We start from the raw sequence: 21482 nt of genomic DNA, 5'->3' as shown, positions 1-21482 counted from the left end.
GCTGCGAGGCAGCATGAAAATAGCGGCATTGTGGCGCACGAAACTATCTCCAAGTCCGCATAAAAATGTGACTAAGAGACAGTGACAAGGGGGAGGCAGGGAGGGGGTAGCATCAGGCATCACTTGTGTTCTGATTGACCCAACCCCGAACCTTATCTTCGCGGGAGAGGGCGTTTAGCGCCTCCCCCTGACAAGGGGGAGGCAGGGAGGGGGTAGCATCAGGCATCACTTGTGTTCTGATTGACCCAATCCCGAATCTCATCTTCGCGGGAGAAGGGAAATATATATTAAATAGGAGCTTATCGGGTGATATTAATTACGGGCGGAGCCCGCAGCGGCAAAAGCGCGCTGGCGGAGCGGCTGGCGGCGCGGTACGGCGATAACGTGCTGTATATCGCCACGTCGGTGATTACCGACGACGAAATGGCTCAGCGGGTGCGGCGGCATCGGGAGAGCCGTCCAGCGCACTGGCGCACCTGGGAAGGGTATCGGGATCTGGGAACGGCGATCGCGGACGAAACAGCGGCGGACAAAGCCGTCATTGTTGAATGCATCACTACCATGATCGCGAATCTGCTGTTCGATCAGGCGGGCGACATTCCCGCAGAACAGATGGATTTCCCGGCCATTGAAGCGGTGATCGAACAGCAGATCAATGAACTTATCGCTGCCTGTTCGCGCCGCGCATCACCGGTGTATCTGGTGACCAACGAACTGGGGATGGGCATTGTGCCGGAAAACCGACTGGCACGGCATTTTCGCGACATCGCCGGGCGCGTCAATCAGCGCTTGGCGGCGGCGGCCGAGTCGGTTTATCTGGTGGTATCGGGTATTGAGGTCAAAATTAAATGAATCTGCGTTTATTTCTCGCCACGTTGCAATTTATGACGCGTATTCCGGTGCCTGCGCGTTGGACTCAAGGGCTGGAGATGCGGCAGTACGTGCGCGGAATTGTCGGTTTTCCCTTTATCGGCCTTATCGTGGGCGTGATTGCCGGCGCGGTGTTTGTCGCGCTTTCCCCCTGGTTTGGCGTACCGCTGGCGGCGCTGGCCTATGTGCTGGCGCTGGCGCTGATCACCGGCGCCTTTCATCTGGATGGACTGGCCGATACCTGTGATGGCGTGTTTTCCGCCCGCCAGCGGGAAAAGATGCTGGAAATCATGCGCGATAGCCGCCTGGGCACCAATGGCGGTTTGGCGCTGATTTTCATCGTGGTGGCGAAAGTGTTGGTGGTGAGCGAGCTGGCGCTGCGCGGAACATCGATGCTGGCGATACTGGCGGCGGCTTCAGTGGTCAGCCGCAGCGCCATTGTGCTGCTGATGTATCGTCAGCGCTACGCCCGAGACGGGCAAGGGCTTGGGAATCTGTATATCGGCCAGGTCAGCGGCGTGGAAACGCTGATCACGCTGGCCGGCGGGGCGATTTTAACGGGAGTGCTGGGGCATGGGGCTGCGCTGCGGGCGTTCGCCGTCACCCTGATTGCCGTTTGGCTGATGGGACTCTACCTGCGCCGCCGGCTGGGCGGACAAACCGGCGATACGCTGGGGGCGGCGGAGGAAGTGGGCGAACTGGTCTTTTTGCTGGCGATGTTGTGACAGAAGAGAATGAGGGCAAACCATGCGGTTGTTTCTGGTCAGGCACGGTCAGACTGAGGCGAATCTTAGCGGCGTTTTTTGCGGTACGACGGACGTCGATCTGACGGTGACAGGGATTGCCCAGGCGCGGCTGGTTTCTGGCTGGCTGGCGGATGTGGTTTTCGGTTCGGCCGTCAGCAGCGCGCTGCTGCGGGCGCGGCATACGGCGGAAATTGTGCTGGAAAAGCATCCTATCGGCGCCGTTGCGGATGAAACATTAAACGAAATGTCTTTCGGCGACTGGGAAATGCGCCATCACCACGATTTACAGCATGAGGACGCCGATGCTTGGGCCGCCTGGATTGCGGATTGGCAGACGGCGCGTCCGACCGGCGGGGAGTCGTTTCCTGAGTTTTCAGGCCGCATCACGCAATTAACGCAGACGTTGTTAAAACAGCAGCATACGGATAATCGACTGATCGTGGCGCATCAGGGCGTATTGAGCCTGTTGCTGGCAACGTTGCTGACGATGCCGGCAAGTGAAATGTGGCACTTTCATTTTGAGCAGGGAGCCTACAGCGTGTTGGATTTACAGGACGGATTCGCCACGCTGCGGGCATTGAATAATCGGGCTCACTGGCAGCCCCGATAACGAATAATGAGAATAACGTGATGCAAACAGACTCATCATCCACGCTTTCATCGCTGGTTAACGCCATTCAGCCGCTGGATCAAGACGCCATGCGGCGAACCGCCGTCAGGCTGGATAGCCTGCTGAAACCGCCGGGGAGTCTGGGCCGGTTGGAGCAGTTGGCTATTCAGCTTGCGGGAATGCGCGGACTCTCCGGGCATCAGGTGGCGCGTAAACAGATCATCGTCATGGCCGCCGATCATGGCGTTTATGAGGAAGGGGTGGCGATTTCCCCGCGTGCGGTTACCGCCATTCAGGCGGCGAATATGGTTACCGGCATTACCGGCGTCTGCGTGTTGGCGGCCAATGCGAATACGGAAGTAAAAGTGGTGGATGTCGGCATCGACAGCGATCCGCTGCCCGGCGTACTCGATATGAAGGTGCGGCGCGGCAGCGGCAATATCGCCCGAGAGGCGGCGATGACTTATCGGCAGGCGGAAGATTTGTTGCTGGCCTGCGCGCGGTTGACCAGACGGCAGGCCGCAGAGGGCGTGCACGTCTTTGGCGTGGGTGAATTGGGCATGGCGAATACTACGCCCGCGGCGGCGATGGTCGGCGTACTGACCGATCATGATCCGGCGCAGGTGGTGGGCATCGGCGCTAATTTTCCCAGCGATCGCCTGCATCATAAAGTGGCGGTAGTGCGCCAGGCGATTAGCGTTAACCAGCCCAACGCTCAGGACGGCGTAGATGTGTTGGCCAAGGTCGGCGGTTTTGATCTGGCGGGCATGGCGGGCGTGATGCTGGGGGCGGCATCGGCGGGATTGCCCGTGGTATTGGACGGTTTTCTTTCCTATGCATCGGCGCTGGCGGCTTGCCGTATTGCGCCGCAGGTGCGGGACTACCTGATCCCTTCCCATTTTTCGGCGGAAAAGGGCGCGACGATCGCGTTGCGGCATTTGCAGTTGGAGCCTTATCTGCAATTAGGCATGCGGCTTGGCGAAGGCAGCGGGGCGGCGATTGCCATGCATCTGATCGACGCGGCCTGCGCAATACATAACAATATGGGGCAGTTGTCCGACAGCGATATTGTTCTGCCATCATGATGTCGCCGGCTTTATCTCCCCCTCGCGCCAGCGCTGTCTCTTCGTCACATTTTTATGCGGACTCGGGGACTGTTTCGTGCGCCGGAAAGCCGCCGTTTTCATGCTGCCTCGTCGCACGCGCCCGACATCGGGCGGCCCATCCTAAGCCTGCTATCTCCTCAGCATAATTTTTACGCCGGGTGACAGCCAACCCCATCATAGCCCCTACATTTGTGACTAAGAGACAACGTGTCGGCGTGGGGCCATGCGGGTGGATGATGTGTCGATTTTCCCTGATTTTTTCACAAAATTATGGAAAATTTCATATCTGTTCTATCCTGTTAATTGCATTATTGTACAAAAGAGTCAGTAGGTAATAATTAAATATATTATCTATTTCATATATCAATGAAATAACCACCATTATTCTAATGAAATTATTAACATGCTATTTATATATTCAATGTGTTGAATTATTATCCTTTATGGTGATGCGGATTTGAAATAATCATATCTATATGATTTAACTTGTTTTTTATTAATTTTCATCAAAAAAATTAATTTTATTGTTGCAAATACAACATGTTTGCATTTTACTGTAGTGACTGAGTCATTCGGGATGTTATATGAATTTTTCAGCGTTGGTCGGCGAGCGTTTTTCTAAACTTACCCCAGCACAGCAGCTTATTGCGCGTTATATTGAAAGGAATAAGGAACGCGTCGCGTTTATGACGGCCAAGCAGTTAGCCGGTGCGATAAATGTCAGCGATGCCGCGATTGTTCGTTTTGCTCGCGCACTGGGTTACCGAGGTTATACGCATTTACGTGAGGATTTGGGCGAAGCGCTGATTGAGAACGTTGGACTAAGCGGTATATATCAACAGATCCCAACATCATCAAGTGAAGTCGAATTAAAAGAACAGGTTTTTGCCAATGGCAGTTTGCTGATGAGTCAAACATCTGTGTTAAATCAACCTGAAACAGTTGTCAGTATTGCTGAGAAAATGGTTTCCGCCAGACGTATATGGGTTACCGCTCATGGTACAACGCATTCGATGGCCGTTTATCTGGCAATGCAGCTTAATGTACTGAAAAGCGCGGATGTAATTAATATTGGCGTGGGCGATGTTGCTGACCGTATAAGGCATATAAATCAGGAAGATGTTTTTATCGGCATCGGTTATGAACGTTATGTTCCTTATACTATTGAGCTTATGCACCTTGCCCGACTCCGCGGAGCCTATGTCGTTGCGTTAACCGATCGCCCCTTTTCTCCTTTGGCAAGGGAGGCGACAGAAACGCTTTATATTGCTCGGAGTATGTCGAAAATTGGAAGATGGTCCCAGATCGGCACCATGATTATGGCCGACTGGTTAATGTCACAAATGGTTGTAATAGATAAAGAAAATATAAATAAAAGAGTACAAGAATCAGACAGAATATGGGAATTGCTCGGTCATTGGAAAATGACAACACCAGGGAAACGCTGATAATAAAATATTTAATATAATTTTTTAGTAAAATTGATTAGCGACACATTAGTTACTAACACCAGGAAGGAGTGGTCTTCGTAATTTTTAAACTAAAGGATAGTAACTATGAGTAATAAAAAGGAGAGCTTGCTCTCCACTACACCGGCGTTAACGGAGGGAGAGATAAACACCTCCCGACGGGATTTAATAAAAAAAGGTTCGATTCTTAGCGCTGGCATAGCTCTGGGCGCTTTCTCGATTCCAGCGGCATTTGCCAAAGGTGATAAGGAAGTGATTGTCAGAGGGTTAGGCGGGGCTTATCAGGATGCAATGGACATCGCCGTTCATAAACCCTTTACCGCGGCTACTGGCATTAATGTTAAAGTCATCCCTTCAACGGGATCGCAAATATTGGCAATGGCAAAAACCGGAAAAATGAGTATCGATGTGTTGGATCTAAGCGATATAACTCAATTTAATCTGGATAAAGCCGGTATATTAGCCCCGATTAATTATTCGGCTATGAAATACAGCGATCCTGACGATATTATGTCGGAGCTACGTCATCCGAATATGGTTGGCAATCTTCTTTATGCTACCGTGCTGGTTTATAACACTGAAGTGTTTAGTGATGAACACCATCCCGGTAATTGGGAAGAGTTCTGGGATGTTAAGAAGTTTCCCGGTCCGCGCACATTAGCGGATATGCGTACAAGTTCGACTGAATTAGAGTTTGCTTTATTGGCTGATGGCGTGGATAAAAACCAACTTTATCCGATTAATATTGAGCGTGCTTTCGCCTCTCTGAGTAAAATTAAACCCTACGTTGCAAAATGGTGGGACACCGGTGCGGTTTCCGCGCAGATGTTGGAGCGCAAAGATGCGGTACTTGGCGCTCTGTGGAATGGCCGCGCTCAGGCGCTGATCGATCAAGGCGCTCCGCTGGCGATCGACTGGAATTTGGCAAAGCAGCAGGTACAGTATTGGAGCGTGGTTAAAGGCGCGCCTAACCCTGAAAATGCTCAATTATTCATCGACTTTGCCCTGCAGCCGGAAGTCCAGGCCAAACTTACCCAGCATATCGCCTATGGCCCGACCAATAAAAAAGCCTTTGATTTTGTACGTCCTGAGGATTTGGTGAAATTGCCGTCTAATCCTGCCTATTTCCCCAAAACGTTTGTGCGAGATGCGCTTTGGTGGTCAGAGCATCTGGAAGAGGTGGGTAAAGTTTGGCAGCAGTGGTTCCTGGGTCAGGCTTAATGGGTGTTGCTGACTTGTCACGCCGTTCCCGGCGTTCAACGGTGGGAACGGAACTTCGCCTGGAAGGCTTAACCCGGCGTTTTGGCCGCACGGCCGCGGTAGATAATCTGCATTTGACGGTCGAACCCGGCGAATTTGTCACGCTACTGGGGGCCAGCGGATCGGGAAAAACCACCACGCTGATGATGGTTGGCGGTTTTACCACGCCGACTTCCGGCCGGATCCTGATCGGCGGCGAGAATGTCACCGATTTTCCTCCCGCCAAGCGCAATCTGGGGGTGGTCTTCCAGAATTATTCTTTGTTTCCCCATCTTTCCGTTTTTCGCAATCTGGCATTTCCTCTGGAAATGCGCGGGATAGCGCCGAGCGTGATCGGACAAAAGGTGGCGGACGCGCTGGAAATGGTGCAACTGGCGGATAAAGGGCAGCGTCTGCCGCGAGAGTTATCCGGCGGACAGCAACAGCGGATCGCCCTGGCGAGGGCGTTGATATTCGAACCTCAGGCGCTGTTAATGGATGAACCGCTGGGGGCGCTGGATAAAAAACTACGTGAACATATGCAGTTGGAGCTGAAGCGTCTGCATATGTCGAGCGGCTCTACCGTCCTGTTTGTTACCCACGATCAGGAGGAAGCTCTCACGCTTTCCGATCGTATTGCTGTAATGCAGGATGGCCGGATTGCACAGATTGACACGCCCCAATCCCTTTATGAAAAGCCGGAAAACCGCTGGGTCGCCGAATTTATCGGGCAATCCAATTTTACTGGCGGCCATATCGAAGCGCTCCATTCGGCAGGCTATGACGTCAGGTTGGATAGCGGCGAGCGGGTCAGCGGGCAGGGCGTCAGCCATCTGACTTGCGGGCAGCGGGTTTACGCGGTATTGCGGCCGGAGAAAATTCGTCTGGCGGGGGCCGGTCAGCTACCGATTGCCGCGATTATCCACGAGGTGCTGTATCTGGGCCATACGGTAAAAGTCACCGTGCGGCTTAACGACGGCACGGAGTTATTGGTTCAGGCGCAGAATATCGATCTGGAAAAGGGAATAACCCCGGGCATGGCCGTCTCGCTCGGCTGGCAGTCGGAAAGCCTGTGGTTTATTGCCGGTGAGAGGGAGCCATGAGGCTGTCGATACAGGCTCGGCGTAGCTGGAAGCCCTGGCTGCTGCTAGCGCCATCGTTGCTGGCGCTGCTGATATTCTTTATCTGTCCGTTGATAAAGATGCTGAGTTTCAGCTTCTACAGCCCGGATTTTACCTGGAAACACTATCTGCGCATCGTCCAGGAGCCGGTCTGGATAAACGTCTTGTGGATCACTCTGCGTATTTCCCTGTGGGTGACCTTAAGCACCTTATTGCTGGGTTATCCGCTGGCCTGGGTTCTGGTAAGGCTGAAACCCCGCACGGCGAATATCTTTCTGATTCTGGTGATTATTCCTTACTTTACCAGCGTGCTGGTGCGTACCTACGCCTGGATGGTGCTGCTGGGAACGGAAGGCGTGGTCAATCAGCTACTGATCGCCGCCGGTTTAGTCAGCCAGCCGCTAAAACTGATGTACTCCTCAACGGGCGTGCTGATCGGGATGACCTATATCCTGCTGCCTTACATGATTCTGGCGCTCTATAGCGTGATGCGCGGGATCGATCTCAGTTTGCTGAATGTGGCGGAAAGCCTGGGAGCGTCGCGCAGCCGCGCTTTCTGGCGGATTATTGTTCCGCTCTCTTTGCCGGGCGTGGCGGCGGGCGGATTGCTGGTGTTTATTCTTTCGCTGGGTTTTTTCATTACGCCCGCGCTGATGGGCGGCCCGCAGCAGACGATGATTTCGATGGTGATTGAAAGCCAGATCGAAACCTATTTCGACTGGGGCTTCGGTTCCGCGCTGTCCACGGTGCTGCTGATCTGTACGCTTCTGTTATTCTGGTTTTATCAACGAGTGGTTGGATTAGAGCAGTTGTTTGAGGCCAAGCGATGAATACCATTAAACCGGGGCTGTTCTCGCTGACGATAGCGATACTGGTGCTGTTATTTCTGGCGTTGCCCATTATCATTATTTTCCCGTTGGCATTCAGTCAAACGGCTTATTTGACCTTTCCTCCCAGCGGTTTCTCCCTGCGTTGGATGGAAAGAGTGCTGACAAATCCGGACTGGCTGGATTCGCTGTGGCTGAGTTTTCGTATCTCGGTAATGTCCACGCTGCTGGCGATGGTATTCAGCCTGCTGATGGCGCTGGCATTAGTTCGCTACCGTTTTAGCGGTAAGAAAATCATCTATGTGCTGATATTGCTTCCCATGATCGTGCCGAATATTATCTCGGCGCTCGCGTTGTTCTTTTTCTTTTCTGATGTCGATGTTTTTAACAGCATCAGCGCGATTATTATCGGCCATGCGATTATTGCCTTGCCGGTGGCGACGATCATTATTTCGTCTACCTTACAAGGGATAGACAGCCAGCTTGAATATTCGGCGATGAGCCTCGGCGCCGGTAACTTCACCGTATTTCGGCGGATTACTTTTCCCCTGGCGGCGCCGGGCATCATATCCGCCGCGATTTTTTCGTTTCTTAGCTCTTTTGATGAGCTGTTAATCGCATTGTTTATGGCGGGCAACAGTGTACAGACGCTATCCGTGCGCATATGGAATAGCGTGCAGTTTGAGCTTGATCCGACGATTGCGGCGGTGAGCGTACTGTTGGTGCTGATTACTATTGTATTTTTACTTGCGGCTAATTTTTTAACAAAACAGCGATAATAACGTTGTCACTTTTACGGGGATAGCATGGGGAATCATAAGAATCTTATTTTTACACTGGCCGAGTATCATCAGCGGGCGGAAAAAATCCGCGCTTATATGCGTGAGAAGGATATTAGTCTGCTGGTGATCGATCAGACGGAGTTTCTGTTTTATCTGACCGGATTCAGTGTGTCTGAAAATATGTACCGGGCGTGTTTATTACCGCTGGAAGGCGAGCCGCTCATGATCTTTCGGGCCATGGACGAGCATACCTTTCAGGAAAATAGCTGGATAACGGATACCGTAACCTTTGCCGACTGGCAAGATCCCATTGAGGTGCTGGTCAGCACGATTATTGAGCGGGGCTGGGACCAGCTGAATATCGGCATCGATTTTGATTCTTACTGTATGACGGTGAAGCGTTTTAATCGCCTGCAAAGCTACTTCCCATCCCGGCCTTTCCGTGATTTCTCCGGCGTGCTGGAATTGTTACGGGAGTGCAAAACGCCACAGGAGATTGACTATATCGCCAAGGCGGCCAAAGTGGGCGATATCGCACTGTCGGCCGCTGTTGCGGAATTAGGCGTAGGGAAGAGCGGACGAGATGCGGCGGCCGTTGTGCATCAGGTCTTTATGCGCAACGGTTTGGACTCGGCCCGTTATGGCATTATCACCACCGGCGTCGGGAACAGCTTTTTACACGGCAATTTGCATAATACGCCTTTAGCCGAGGGAGAAATTGTCCATATGGAGTTAGTATCCATTTTGCATGGGTACAGCGCCCGGTTGATGCGTCCGGCGATCGTCGGCAAGGCATCGCAACGGCAGAAAGATATCGCCGCTCAACTGATTGACATTCAGGACGCCCAGCTTGCGGCTATGCGCCCAGGCGCGGTGGCGAAAGATATTGATGCGCTGGCCCGCAATGCGGTACTTGAAGCGGGATTGCGGCAAGACTATGGCGGTATCACCGGCTATACACTGGGGTATTATTCGCGTTATACCCCCCATACCAGCGACTTCAGCCGGGTGTTTTTACCGAACGCCGAATGGATCCTGAAACCGGGAATGGTGTTCCATATGTATATTTATGCGCAAGGGATCGCGTTCAGTGAAACCATTGCCATTACTGAGCAGGGGCATGTTCGCCTAACTCAGGCGCCGCGCCAGCTGTTTATTGCGTAGTAACGCTATTGCGGTTGCGGCATGGCGTTCCGGGCCGCAACCGCGGCACGCCGCCGCGGCCGCTATCGAGTGATCAGACGCAAGCTCCGGGTCACCGATCGGCTTCCGGAAACTCATACGGATCCGCCGGCGGCGTTTCCTCTTTGCCGGTGACGGTCATTTTCCCCAGCGTGGGTTCTTTGCTCAGGCGTTCAGCCAGAAATTGAACCAGTACGCTGAGTTTGGACGGCAGATGCCGTGTCGGGGGGTAAAGTATCCAGAGTTCGCCGCAGTAATTGTTTCTGAATGTCCAATCTGGCAGAACCTGAACCACCAGCCCCTGCTGTAGCGCATGTCTGGCGGTGAAATAGGGCAGACTGCCGATGCCGATGTGATGCAATACCGCATCCAGCCTGACGCCGGTATGATTCGCCGCATAGCGGCCGTGCACATCCACGCTGACCTGCTTATTCCCTTGACGGAATTTCCACCGTGAGTCGCCCGGCTCTTCGCCAAGGTAGATACAGCTGTGGGCTTTCAGATCGTGCGGGTGTTGCGGCGTCCCATGTTGCGCAAGATATTGGGGCGTTGCGCACAGCATATGCTCGATATTCAGCAGACGCCGGCCCATCAATCCCGGCGGCGGCTGGTCGGTGATGCGGATAGCCAGATCGATCCGATCGTCGATCAGATCCACATAGCGGTCGTCAAGCAGCAGGTTGACATCCACTTTCGGGTAACGGGCGAGGAAGTCCGGCATATGGGGGTGGATCACGAAACGCCCCACCGCTTTCGGCGTGCTGAGTCTCACGATGCCCTGTGGTTCATGGTCTAATCTTCCTGATACCGCCATCGCCGCCTGAGCGGCATTCACCATCGCCAGACTGTGGACGTAGACCTCTTGCCCGCTCTCGCTTAGACGCAGCTTGCGCGTTGTTCTCTGCAACAGGCGGGTACCCAGCGCTTTTTCCAGCCTTGAAACGGAACGGCTGATGGCTGAAGGCGTCGCCGCCAGCTGGCGCGCCGCTTCCGAAAAACTGCCGGTTTCCACCACCTTCACAAAAACCGCCATTTCACCCATCAGGGTCAGTGTTTTATTTGTGCTCATGAGGAAAAAGTTATTTGGTTTTGTGATGGATTATCGCGGCAAGTTGCATCCCATACAATGAAAAAAAACGCGATAAGGGGAAATGAAAGATGGTGGAACGTTTATCTCTTTCCGGCCGTAGCCTGGCCGGCGACGCTGGAGTTATTCAATGCTTAGCGCAAGGGAGCCGGTATGTTGCATAGCTACTGGAGTGAGTTTTTGGGACTGGCGTTGATTCACTTTCTGGCCGTTGTCGCGCCGGGTCCGGACTTCGCGGTGACGATTCGGCAGAGTGTAAGATTTGGCCGCCGGGCCGGCATTTACACGGCTATCGGGATCGGGGTCGGGATGTCGGTCCATATCATTTATACGCTGGTCGGCATCAGCGCGCTGATGCATGCCACGCCCTGGCTGATGTCCATCGCCAAGTTTGTCGGCGGGGCGTACATCATCTATCTGGGCATCCATTTCGTAAAGAGCAAGCCGACCAATATGAACGTCCTGGATTCGGGAGATATTGCGCCGCAGCCGCAGGGCAGACGAAAAGCCTTCCTGATGGGATTCATGACCAATGCGACTAATCCGAAGGCGACGCTGTTTTTCCTGGCGGTCTTTACCACGGTGGTGAGCAGCGCCACGCCGGTGTCGATACAAATACTGTATGGCCTATGGATGTGTTCGGTCAATGCGGCATGGTTTGTCTTGGTCAGCGTGCTTTTTTCCAGTCCGTCGGTTCGTCAGCGGTTTGTAAGGCAGGGGTACTGGTTTGAGCGGTTTATGGGGGTGATATTAATTGGTTTCGCGATCCGTTTGTTGTTCGTCACTATTTGATCCGGCGCTTTTTCTGCTCAACCGCACGTCGTTTTCGAGCAACCCAACTGCTGTGCGTACTGTGGCGGGATAATCTTGATAGACATGCTGATTTTCCGATTCAGTAGGCCGCGCAGGTGAAAAGGTAGGAAATGGGGCCGCCAATCAGGTAAGCCTTGTCCTGAATGTGTATTGTGTCCAGCTGTAACCGCGTACTGTCGGAGGTAAACTCCGCAAGTAACTGATTGAACACCGTGTCCGGGGTATTATCGGTAGGCGAGGCGACGATCCTGCTAATATGATAGCGGAAGGTATCGCTATCTATTCTTCCACCCTGCGTTAGATAGATAGTGCGATTGAGAACCGTAGCTTTCCCCTGATCGACCGCGCGGCCGTTCAGTAAAAAATAGCCCGAGTCATTGTTCTGAAAACGCAGGTCTTGCGCCAGATAAAACTCCAGATTATGCCCGTCCCGATTCAAATCGTAGCGGGTAAACGCCGAACATTTAAACGGCCAGGCGATTTGCCGATGAGACGAAATCACGATAAACAGGATAGTCAGCAGCAACAGCAGCCCCATGGCGATGGCGATATGGACTCTGAATCTTTTCAACGTTATTTCCAGTCGTAATAGTAAAAATTATCGCAGGAGATAATTTCTTGTTTTATCCCCAGTTGGCAGAACGACAACAGGGTGCGTCCATAACTTTGCGTGGAGTAAGACGTATAATTATCGAAAATAATTCTTCGGTTTTTGTCGCACTGTAATTTGTTGTCACGCAGAATTCTTATGATCTGTTGGTTAATGGCTTCCCGATCTTTGCTGTCCGCATTTTTGAGATAAGTGACATTACAGTTCTCCTGAAACGTACTGTTAACCGGTTCAATCTCCCGCTCTTGCAGGGTATCGCCGAACTGAAGCAGCAACAATCCCAGTATCAGCATGCTGAAAGCGATAAGCAAAATCAGAAACCAGGTTTTCTTTGGGGTGTTACCGGCTTTGCGCGCCGCTGCTGTGTGGGGCCGTACTGCGGGCAGCGGCGCGGCTTCCTCTGCGAACGGCGACGGCTCGGCGGGCAACGCTTGGGGTACGGGTTGGGATGACGGGGGATCATCGCGCCGTAGCGAAATATCGGTGTTGAGACGAAAGCCGATTTTCGGAATGGTAATAATCAGATTGTCGCAGCCATAGCCGGCCAAGGCGCGCCGTAATATGCTGATATATTGGTTAAGATTGCTGTTGGTGCCGCGCAGACCGTATTTATCCCATACCTCGGTCAGCAAATATTCGCGGCCCAGCGTTTCCCCGCCGGAAGTCAGCAGTTGTTCAAGCAAACGGCAGGCGGGGATGCTGAGTTTAATGAAATCATCATGTTGATGGCTTCCCAGGGTACCATCATCAGGGTTGAATCTGATCTCCTCCGCTATGATATAAATCATCAAGTTACCTGTTAAAAGAGACGATTCGCCACGTAACGATGATTATATCGGGAGATTGATTGAGTGCCTAGTTTATCCCCGTGCGGCTTCAAGTCGCCTGTGCGGAGCCGCTGTTTCCCGGCCTCGCCCCGTTGGGATCGCCGCAGGGATTTTATCTGCGTCTCTCCTCCGATATTGAGTCGGCGTTCAGTTTGCCGCCGCCATTAATCTGCGCCAGCGCCAGTTTGACGGATAGGGTGAGCGGCACCGCCAATAAAACGCCCGTCATTCCCAGCAATCCTTGCCATACCAGCAACGATACGATCACCGCGCTGGTGGACAAATTGAGTTTGCGCCCGATTAGATAGGGATCGAGCAGGCATCCCACAATCAGGTTAATGAGCAGATACGCCAGCAACACCAGTGAACCGGCGCCGATGCCGTTAAACACAAACGCTTGGATCACCGGCGGAATAGCGGCAATCACCGAACCAATAATCGGAATAAAATTCAGCAGAAACGCCAGTACGCCCCAGATGAAGGCAAACTTTACGTTCAGCAGCAGCAGGGCGGCCCACACCGCCAGACCGCTCAGCAGGCTAATCAGCGTCTTCAGGCCCAGATACTGGGTGACGCAGGTGATGCCCTGACGGATAGCCTCCATGCCGGTTGGCGAATCCCGTAACAGGCTCCGGCTTTTGGCGATCAACGAGGGCATCTCCAACAACATAAATATTACCATCAGGAATACCACCAGTATGGCCGACAGGATCTCTGATATCCGGCTGACGGCCCGGGTAATCATGCCCAAAATTTGGCTGGGGTCGAGTAACGTCATGATTTGCTCGGGGGTGAGCGTCAGCCCCACCCGCGCCAGCGGCTCCAGCCCGGCGATGAGATGATTCGCCAGTACCCCCCGCATCTGGGTAATCATCATCGCGAGCTCTGGCAGCGTGTTCATGATTTTCGCCAATGTGAGCAGCAGGGCCATCAATAGACCGCCGCTCAGCAGCGCAATGGCCGCGAGGCGCGGTACGCCCAGCCGTGACATCATCACGATAAGCGGCTCAAGGACGATGACCAGAAATAACGCCAACAACAACAGCACGATAACCGGCGCAGCCAGATAAATACCGATTACCACAATCACCAGGCAAGCCAGCAACAACAGGCCTTTTAACACGGTGTCGCGCGTATGTTCAGTGATGTTCATGCCGATTTCCTTTTAATGGCGGGCAGCCGGCCGTTGCCGGTAACGCTTCCGCAGACGTTGAATGTGCAAGTATAACGCCGGGATAAACAGTATGCCGACGCCGGCGGCGGCCAGTCTGCCGGCGAAGAGCGTGACGCCGATGACCTGGCGGCTCAACGCACTGGCGCCGCTTGCCAGCATGAGCGACACAACGCCGTCTCTTTCATTATGTGCAACCTGGTCGAAATAGGAGACCGGCGGCGGAGATAACCGCCGGCGCTTGCCTGGGGCTCAGGCAATACAGTGAGATAGCGTGGTGGTGGTCAAACCATGGCGTTTCGCCGCCGCCTGCAACGCCTGGGTATCGGCGGGGCCGGGGTTGGGATGCATTTCGCCATAGCGATAGGGTTTGCCTAACAGCGCATATTTATTCACGCCGAAGCGGTGATAAGGCAATAAATCAATGCCGGTAAAACAGCGGCTGTTGCGGCAGAGTGAATGAATGAGCGCCATCATTCGTTCCGCCTGTTGCTGTCCGTTATTGACCTGCGGGATGACCGGTATACGGATCCGCACAGGAATATCCCCGGCCAGCAGCCGTTGCAGATTACGCAAAATAGGCCGGTTGCTGACGCCGGTATAACGTTGATGCAGGCTGTCATCCGCCAGTTTCAGATCATACATGATCAGTTTACTGTGTTCACAAGCTCGCGCCAGCGATGACCACGGGGCAAAGCCGGAGGTTTCCACCGCGGTATGAACGCCTTCTTCCCTAAACGCGAGCAGCATGGCGCGGGCGAATGCCGGCTGAAGCGCCATTTCCCCGCCACTGAGCGTGACCCCGCCGCCGGAAACCCGATAGTGGACTTCGTCGGTCATGACTTTTTGGCGCACCTGTTCGACGGTGTAAATCTCGCCGACCCGGCGCGGCGTCGAGGCGCCGGCAAACAGGAACTCGCTATGGGGGAAAATCCCCTCCGGGTTGGCGCACCAGGCGCATTGCATCGGGCAGCCTTGCAAAAACACCACCGTGCGGATGCCTGGCCCGTCGTGCAGTGAAAAGCGCTGGATATTGAATACCCGGCCGCGGCATTGCCGCGGATCAGAAGTGGCGCAGCAGGGTGCGGCTGATAATTTCATCCTGTACCTCCCGGCTGAGTTCGACGAAAAAGGCGCTATAACCGGCGACGCGGATCATCAGGTTGCGGTAGGCGTCCGGGTCTTGTTGGGCTTTCAGCAGGGTATCGTTATCCACATAGCTGAACTGCATCTGCGCATTCCCCAACAGGCTGGCGGATCGCAGCAGGTTAATGATCCCTTGTTCGCCCTCCGGCGTATCCAGCATGCCGTACATCAGTTTGAAGTTATGCACCATGCCGATTTCCATCTCTTCGACATTGATGCGGGCGATGGAATTAACGATCGCCGTCGGCCCGGCGGTATCCGACTGCTGGCACGGGCTGATGCCGTCGGCCAACGGCTGTCCGGCCAGCCGACCGCTGGGCAATGCGCCGGTTATCAGTCCGAACGGCGTATTGTTGGAGATGGATAGCGTGCCGTGGGTGAAAGGGCCATACAGCATGCGATACTGGCGGTGTTCATATTCGGTGAAGCGGATCAGATCGCGGGCGATCAGGTCGACCTCCTCAATATCGTTGCCGAATTTGGCAATGTTCAGGCACTGGTCGCGCAATTCCGCGTGGCCGCGGAAGTTATGACGCAGCGCCTGCGCCATTTCCGCCGCCGTGACTGTGCCCTGACGATAGACCAGTTCGCGCATCACCATCATCGAATTGGCGAAATCCGCCATCCCGGTCCAGATCAGTCCCGGCCCGTTATTGATCTCGGCGCCGCCGTGCATCACATCGCGCCCGGAAGAGACGCAGCCCTCAATCAGGCAGGAGATCAGCGGTTTCGGCGCGTAGGTCCGATGCAGTTTCTGCACCATCAGCGAGGCGTGCGCCGCCTGACGGATAATGTGGCGCAACTGGTTTTTGACCGCCAGCTCGAACCCGTCATAGTCCGTCAGTGTATTAATCTCGCCGGTGGCGGGGCCGACCTGCACGCCGTTGGCGCTCTTGCCGTTATTCATCGCCAGCTCAATGGCGGCGGTAAACGTGGTGTAACCGACGGAGGTCCACTGATAGATTTTGCCCGATTTTTGCGGTTCCACGCAGCCCATCAGGCAGTAATCGCGGGCATCTTCATAATCAAAGCCCTTACGCAGCATCATCTTGATATGGGCGTCGTCGAAGTGACAGGCGGGAAAACCCATTCCGGCGCGGATCACCTCGACCACTTTGCGCATGAAATGCTGCGGCGTGCGGTTATGGATCCGTACCGCCAACCCCGGTTGATACAGTTTCAGTTTGCGCGAACATTCCATAAACAGCAGAGAGAGCGGGTTGGTGGCATCGCCGCCTTCGCGTTTCTGACCGCCGACCACCAGATTGATAAAAGGCTGATAGCCGGCAAAATACATGGCGGTATCGGCGCTGCACACCCACATGCATTCCGACATTTTGATCATCCAGCAGCAGATCAGCTCTTCGGCCTGTGCTTCCGTCAGGACGCCATTCGACAGATCGGCTGCCAGATAAGGCCAGAGATATTGATCGGCCCGTCCGAGCGAGATGCCGGTCTGGTTTTCTTCCAGAATAAACAGGGATTGAACGAACCATATGGATTGCAGCGCTTCATGAAAGTTACGCGGCGGTTTCTCCGGCACGCGCAGACAGATTGCCGCCAGTCGTTCCAGTTCCTCTTTGCGCGTCAGGTCCGTCTGCCGTTCGGCAAGCTGTTGCGCATAGGCGGCGTAACGGTGCGCGTATTCAATCACGCCGTCGCAGGTGTCGATCGCCGCCTGATAGAAGCTCCGTTTCTCCATTTCCTCATCGGAAATGCCGGTCAGGGCGAGGAGTGACCGGCGCGCCTGTTCCCGCACGCCGCCCATGCCCTGAACGAGCAGGATATTGTCATAGCCGGGGCAGGTATCGCCGCCGCCGTTCTGGGTTTTAATGGTTAAATCGCAGATGTTTTCGTCATGGCTCCAGGCCCACAGCCCGGCCTGACGCAACTGCGTTTCCGCCATCTCATCCAGGGAACGGCCTTGCCAGAACGGCAGGATATGCTCACGTAGCTCACGTTTATCGGCCTCGCTGATAAAGTAGGGGTCCTGAGCGCGCGTGGCCATAGTGTCCAATTCGTTCGCCACCCAACGCCAGGCGATTTCCGGTGAAATCTCACCGCCGCGCGCCCGGCCGGCGGGGTGGCTGATAATCAACTCGCCGTCTTCTATCACCAGCGGCGCAAGCTGACAGGCGCGGCGAAAGGCCAGCGCGCGCAGTTGAATGGCCGCCATTCCGGGATAGCGCTGATAAATTTCCGTGACGGCTCTGGCGCGTGAAATAGAGATAAAGGGTTTGGCCTGTAAATAGCGATGACGCAGCGAATCAATTCTTACGGATAAATTTTCTTTATTATTGTTCATCATTGGAATACTCCCATTGTTACGCAACCGGCGACAATAAAACCCAGTCCGATTACGCCAAAGTTGTCCGGTTTTTGCTGATAGAAAATAAACCCGGAAAAGGCAATAAATATGATGCCCAGACCGCACCACAACGCGTAAGCCAATCCGGGAGAAATAAGCGACATGGCCTGGGCCAGCGCGTAGAAACACAGCAGATAAGATCCCACCGCGAGCAATGACGGAATCGTTTTGCTAAAATTCCGGGTTTTTAATAACAGGCTGGTGCCGGTGACTTCCAGCAGTACCGCTATAAATAGCCAGAACGTGGACATAAGAAAAGTTGTCATATTCTTTCCGCCTGTGTTTCTGTATTGGACAGTAAATTAATAATCAGCACGCCGATAATAATTAACCACATACCGATAATTGATCCGGTTTGTAGCGTTTGATTAAATAAAAACTTGCCGATAAAGTTTGTTGCCAGAATGCCAATGCCGGACCAGATAGCATAAGCCAGTCCCATGGGAATTTTTTGTAACGCCAGCGTTAAGGTATAATAAGAAGCGGCATAACCGATTGTCGCCAATACCGCGGGGATCGCCAGACTAATGCCATCAGATAAAATAAGCATGGTCGTGGCGAATATCTCGGTAATTACCGCGATAAATAGCCAGAAAAAACATTTACTACGGCTCATTGGTACGTCCTGATTTAAAGGAATGCGCTCAGCCGAGCGCATCGGATTATTAAAAATAGTCTTATGCCCATTATTGCGGATATTCCCACCGCTATTTCCGCGAATACTTTGGCTGTTATCCTTGCGAATATCTTTTCGTCATTCCCGAATATCTCCCCGTCATCCCCCGCGGCAGTAGGCGGGGATCTCCCACTGAAACCGTGAATAGCCATTGACTGATCCCCGCCTACGCGGGAATGACGGAGGGGAGCGTTATTTCCGTCATTCCCGAATATCTCCTCGTTACCCCAGAATATCTCCCCGTCATCCTCGGATAGCGTTAATTACGCCGCGACGTTAGAAACTTACCTGGCCGCCAACGTACGGGCCTTCAACCAGACGTTGGTTGGGGCGCTCGTTTTTACCGTCCATGCCGATATAGCGATAACCGGCTTTCAGCGTCAGCGGTTGCAGCGGCGTCCAGCTCAGACCGGAATCCACATCCAGATAATTTTTTGCGCTGTTGCTTAATTGGCGGGGAGCGGTATAAGCGCTGGCATAAAACCCGACCGCGTCATTAACCGGTAATTGCAGACCGGCGCCAACCGGGAAAACCACGCCTTCGCTGCTGCCGGTGGAACCTTTAATGTAATTGGCCTGAACCCCCAGGTTAATCAGCGCAGGGCCGACGGGCATATTGATGCCGGTTTCAGCGCCGGCCACTTCACGGCCGTTTTCATTGTTCTTAACCCAACCGCCATTGATATACATGCCGGAAGTGTGCTGTCCCAGGCCGACGTTGACATCGGTAAAGTTCTTACCGACATCAACGCCGCCTTCTATTGCCTGCGCCGCCGGGATACTCATCATGGCCGCCAGAGAGAAACCGATAACCGTGGTGATATTTTTTACTGTCGTACGCATTTTCATTTACCTTTTTAGTCTGAGGATTGATGAAACCACCGTTAAACCCGATGTGTTTCGTTGAGGCATATGAAACATCACTGACGTCGTCGACCACAATTTAATTATGAAAAAACAGAATATTTAGTTTTTTATTCCAACAAACTTTTTATATTTATATTTACATCCTGTTTTGGCGCGAGTGGGTAAAGCGCGCGAATGCGATAGCGGTGAGGAAACGGTGCGACGGAGGCGCTATGCCCGTTGGGATAGTGTGATGTAGATTGGAATTCATCGCTCATATTACGTTCAAATAAATAAACTTATTAGCGTCTATGCCGATTATTTGAGCACCAGGGAGCAGTTTTTATCATGGTCAGAGAATTTGAAGCGATGAGATCGATTAGCAGAACAGCAAAAGTCATCATAGCTTTTAATATAGCGATCGGAGCCTTGTGCCTGCTGCTTATCGGCCAGGTCGTGATTGCCAGGATGGATCAGGACAAGCTGAATGATTATGGCGACATTCTCATTCGCCGAGCCAATGATGTGGCGATGCAGTCAGAGCAGGCGATGCATGACGCCGGACATTTTTCGCCGCCGCCCTGTTCTGATGACGATCTGTTTCAACTGCGTTTCCTAGTCTATAAATACCGTTATGCGCTGGATATCGCCCGCCTGCGCGACGGCAAACTGATTTGTTCCGCCGAGCGGGGGGTTATCTCTCCCCCGGTGGCTTTGCCGAAGCCGGATATTGTGGAAAATAACACCAGACTGTGGCGCGCGGTAAAAGGATTGGTCGATCCCAGAATAGAAATGGATATCTCCAATCAAGGTGATATCGCCGTTTTCACCTCGCCTTATGCCTTCCTCGATTTTTCCCTGCCTGCGCCCGGTTATAGCGCGTTAATGACCACAAAAGACGAAAGCCATATTTATCAGTCGTTCGGCGCTGAAAACGAAAAATATTCACGGCAGAAGAGCGCATGGTACAGCCAGTACCGGCTGGGGTATCAGTGCAGTAAACTTTATAATATCTGCATCTATGTTCGCTTGAATTCGTCAGGTATCTTTGCTCTGTCACCGTATGTCAGCGTAATTCTTGCGCTGCTGGGGGGAATATTGAGCGGCTCTTTATCTCTGGCGATTTTCTTACTTATTGAGCGCAATAGATCGTTTAGCAAACAGGTTTATAGCGCCGTATGCGGCAAACAGCTGCACGTTAATTATCAACCGCTGGTTTGCCTGCATAATCATAAGATGGTCGGCGCCGAAGTTCTGGTGCGCTGGACAAATAATAAAGGCGAGAATATTCCACCCGATGTTTTTATACCGGTAGCGGAGCAACTGGGCATTATCGGAGAAATTACCCGCCAGGTAACGCATATGGCGCTGGAAGAGCTAAAGGATATTCTGGTTATGAATAGAAAATTTTACCTGAGTATCAATCTTGATATTAACGATATATTGAATTCTGAATTTCAGTCCTATCTTGATGAGCTGGTTGAACGGCTTGGTATTGCCAGAGAACAAATTATGTTGGAAATCACCGAGCGCTCGACGGCAAATCATAACGTGATGTCTGAAAGGCTCTCGGTATTTCATGATGCCGGTTATAAAATCGCGCTGGATGATTTCGGCACTGGTTATTCCAATTTATCCTATCTTACGGTTATGCCCTTTGATGTCATTAAAATAGATAAAATGTTTACCGACGCCATTGGCACCGACTCCGTTAATGCCAAAATGGTGGAGTATCTGTTTAAAATGATGGCAATGTTTAATACCAAGGTGGTGGTTGAAGGGATCGAAACTTATGAACAGGCCGTTTATGCCGGCGAACATTGTCCTCATGCCGTCGGCCAAGGCTGGTATTTTGGCAAACCAATGAACGAGGCATCTTTCAGAAAATATTATCGTGAAAGGGGCATCAATAAAACCTGACGCTAAGATACTCGTCATTCGGCAAATTGTATCTATGTTGGCCGCCTGCGCGCCGTTTACTCTTTT

The 21482-nt window shown here is 52.9% G+C and carries 21 protein-coding genes and 1 pseudogene; 12 read left to right on the top strand and 10 right to left on the bottom strand.

Going from position 1 to position 21482, the window contains the following annotated elements; genetic code table 11:
• The first annotated feature begins 306 nt into the window (after positions 1-306).
• The 10 genes from cobU (at position 307) to ACN28R_RS11540 (ending at position 9934) form a co-directional block, all read left to right on the top strand.
• On the top strand, positions 307-852 hold the full coding sequence (cobU, locus tag ACN28R_RS11585) for a bifunctional adenosylcobinamide kinase/adenosylcobinamide-phosphate guanylyltransferase (protein WP_095834492.1): 546 nt from the start codon (positions 307-309) through the stop codon (positions 850-852).
• Positions 849-1595: an adenosylcobinamide-GDP ribazoletransferase gene (gene cobS, locus ACN28R_RS11580; RefSeq protein ID WP_048639579.1), complete on the top strand. Its 747-nt coding sequence runs from the start codon at positions 849-851 to the stop codon at positions 1593-1595. The genes cobU and cobS overlap by 4 nt, the downstream gene beginning before the upstream one ends.
• 22 nt (positions 1596-1617) lie before the next feature.
• Positions 1618-2226 carry an adenosylcobalamin/alpha-ribazole phosphatase gene (locus tag ACN28R_RS11575; protein WP_095834491.1) on the top strand — a complete coding sequence of 203 codons (609 nt, stop codon included), beginning with the start codon at positions 1618-1620 and terminating at the stop codon, positions 2224-2226.
• A gap of 20 nt (positions 2227-2246) precedes the next feature.
• Positions 2247-3311 (top strand): nicotinate-nucleotide--dimethylbenzimidazole phosphoribosyltransferase, encoded by a 1065-nt coding sequence (gene cobT / locus ACN28R_RS11570; protein ID WP_095834490.1) that lies wholly within the window; start codon positions 2247-2249, stop codon positions 3309-3311.
• 605 nt (positions 3312-3916) lie between these two features.
• A complete protein-coding gene (locus tag ACN28R_RS11565; RefSeq protein ID WP_095834489.1) occupies positions 3917-4780 on the top strand; it encodes a MurR/RpiR family transcriptional regulator in 864 nt (287 codons plus the stop codon).
• A 108-nt stretch (positions 4781-4888) separates the two neighbouring features.
• Positions 4889-6022 (top strand): ABC transporter substrate-binding protein, encoded by a 1134-nt coding sequence (locus ACN28R_RS11560; RefSeq protein ID WP_095834488.1) that lies wholly within the window; start codon positions 4889-4891, stop codon positions 6020-6022.
• Between the two features lie 14 nt (positions 6023-6036).
• Positions 6037-7143 carry an ABC transporter ATP-binding protein gene (locus ACN28R_RS11555; protein WP_236840220.1) on the top strand — a complete coding sequence of 369 codons (1107 nt, stop codon included), beginning with the start codon at positions 6037-6039 and terminating at the stop codon, positions 7141-7143.
• Positions 7140-7991, top strand: a complete 852-nt coding sequence (locus tag ACN28R_RS11550; RefSeq protein WP_095834486.1) for an ABC transporter permease — start codon at positions 7140-7142, stop codon at positions 7989-7991. The genes ACN28R_RS11555 and ACN28R_RS11550 overlap by 4 nt, the downstream gene beginning before the upstream one ends.
• The gene (locus tag ACN28R_RS11545; RefSeq protein WP_095834485.1) at positions 7988-8767 is read left to right on the top strand and encodes an ABC transporter permease; all 780 of its coding nucleotides are present in this window, start codon (positions 7988-7990) and stop codon (positions 8765-8767) included. Before ACN28R_RS11550 ends, ACN28R_RS11545 begins: the two co-directional genes overlap by 4 nt.
• A gap of 27 nt (positions 8768-8794) precedes the next feature.
• Positions 8795-9934: a M24 family metallopeptidase gene (locus tag ACN28R_RS11540; RefSeq protein ID WP_095834484.1), complete on the top strand. Its 1140-nt coding sequence runs from the start codon at positions 8795-8797 to the stop codon at positions 9932-9934.
• A 91-nt stretch (positions 9935-10025) separates the two neighbouring features.
• Here ACN28R_RS11540 and ACN28R_RS11535 read toward each other — a convergent pair whose 3' ends face one another.
• Positions 10026-11021, bottom strand: coding sequence for a LysR family transcriptional regulator (locus ACN28R_RS11535; protein ID WP_048639570.1), 996 nt, complete (start codon positions 11019-11021; stop codon positions 10026-10028).
• A gap of 171 nt (positions 11022-11192) precedes the next feature.
• Here ACN28R_RS11535 and ACN28R_RS11530 point away from each other — a divergent pair, with 171 nt between their 5' ends.
• On the top strand, positions 11193-11831 hold the full coding sequence (locus ACN28R_RS11530; RefSeq protein ID WP_095834483.1) for a LysE family translocator: 639 nt from the start codon (positions 11193-11195) through the stop codon (positions 11829-11831).
• A gap of 100 nt (positions 11832-11931) precedes the next feature.
• Here the strand turns inward: ACN28R_RS11530 and ACN28R_RS11525 are convergent, their stop codons facing one another.
• The 9 genes and pseudogenes from ACN28R_RS11525 to ACN28R_RS11485 all read right to left on the bottom strand — a co-directional run bounded on the left by ACN28R_RS11525 (position 11932) and on the right by ACN28R_RS11485 (position 19493).
• Positions 11932-12423, bottom strand: coding sequence for a FidL-like protein (locus ACN28R_RS11525; protein ID WP_236840219.1), 492 nt, complete (start codon positions 12421-12423; stop codon positions 11932-11934).
• Between the two features lie 2 nt (positions 12424-12425).
• Positions 12426-13250, bottom strand: coding sequence for a winged helix-turn-helix domain-containing protein (locus tag ACN28R_RS11520; protein WP_095834482.1), 825 nt, complete (start codon positions 13248-13250; stop codon positions 12426-12428).
• Between the two features lie 151 nt (positions 13251-13401).
• Positions 13402-14442, bottom strand: coding sequence for an AI-2E family transporter (locus ACN28R_RS11515; RefSeq protein ID WP_095834481.1), 1041 nt, complete (start codon positions 14440-14442; stop codon positions 13402-13404).
• Positions 14443-14454: 12 nt separating this feature from the next.
• Positions 14455-14637 (bottom strand): annotated as a pseudogene (locus ACN28R_RS11510) (hypothetical protein); the annotation flags it as partial.
• A gap of 75 nt (positions 14638-14712) precedes the next feature.
• The gene (locus tag ACN28R_RS11505) at positions 14713-15561 is read right to left on the bottom strand and encodes a glycyl-radical enzyme activating protein (RefSeq protein WP_048639565.1); all 849 of its coding nucleotides are present in this window, start codon (positions 15559-15561) and stop codon (positions 14713-14715) included.
• A complete protein-coding gene (gene cutC, locus ACN28R_RS11500; protein WP_236840218.1) occupies positions 15524-17914 on the bottom strand; it encodes a choline trimethylamine-lyase in 2391 nt (796 codons plus the stop codon). Before cutC ends, ACN28R_RS11505 begins: the two co-directional genes overlap by 38 nt.
• Positions 17911-18240 (bottom strand): DMT family transporter, encoded by a 330-nt coding sequence (locus tag ACN28R_RS11495; protein WP_082153107.1) that lies wholly within the window; start codon positions 18238-18240, stop codon positions 17911-17913. The genes cutC and ACN28R_RS11495 overlap by 4 nt, the downstream gene beginning before the upstream one ends.
• Positions 18237-18590 (bottom strand): DMT family transporter, encoded by a 354-nt coding sequence (locus ACN28R_RS11490; RefSeq protein WP_048639564.1) that lies wholly within the window; start codon positions 18588-18590, stop codon positions 18237-18239. The genes ACN28R_RS11495 and ACN28R_RS11490 overlap by 4 nt, the downstream gene beginning before the upstream one ends.
• 336 nt (positions 18591-18926) lie before the next feature.
• Complete coding sequence (locus ACN28R_RS11485; RefSeq protein ID WP_183096773.1) at positions 18927-19493, bottom strand: YfaZ family outer membrane protein; 567 nt, start codon at positions 19491-19493, stop codon at positions 18927-18929.
• 351 nt (positions 19494-19844) lie between these two features.
• Here ACN28R_RS11485 and ACN28R_RS11480 point away from each other — a divergent pair, with 351 nt between their 5' ends.
• Positions 19845-21416: an EAL domain-containing protein gene (locus ACN28R_RS11480; RefSeq protein ID WP_095834478.1), complete on the top strand. Its 1572-nt coding sequence runs from the start codon at positions 19845-19847 to the stop codon at positions 21414-21416.
• Positions 21417-21482: the final 66 nt, after the last annotated feature.

It is taken from the genome of Brenneria goodwinii, assembly GCF_002291445.1.
Taxonomy (GTDB): domain Bacteria; phylum Pseudomonadota; class Gammaproteobacteria; order Enterobacterales; family Enterobacteriaceae; genus Brenneria; species Brenneria goodwinii.
The sequence above is the reverse complement of the archived record's forward strand: the minus strand, read 5'-3'. Positions and strand labels throughout refer to the sequence as shown.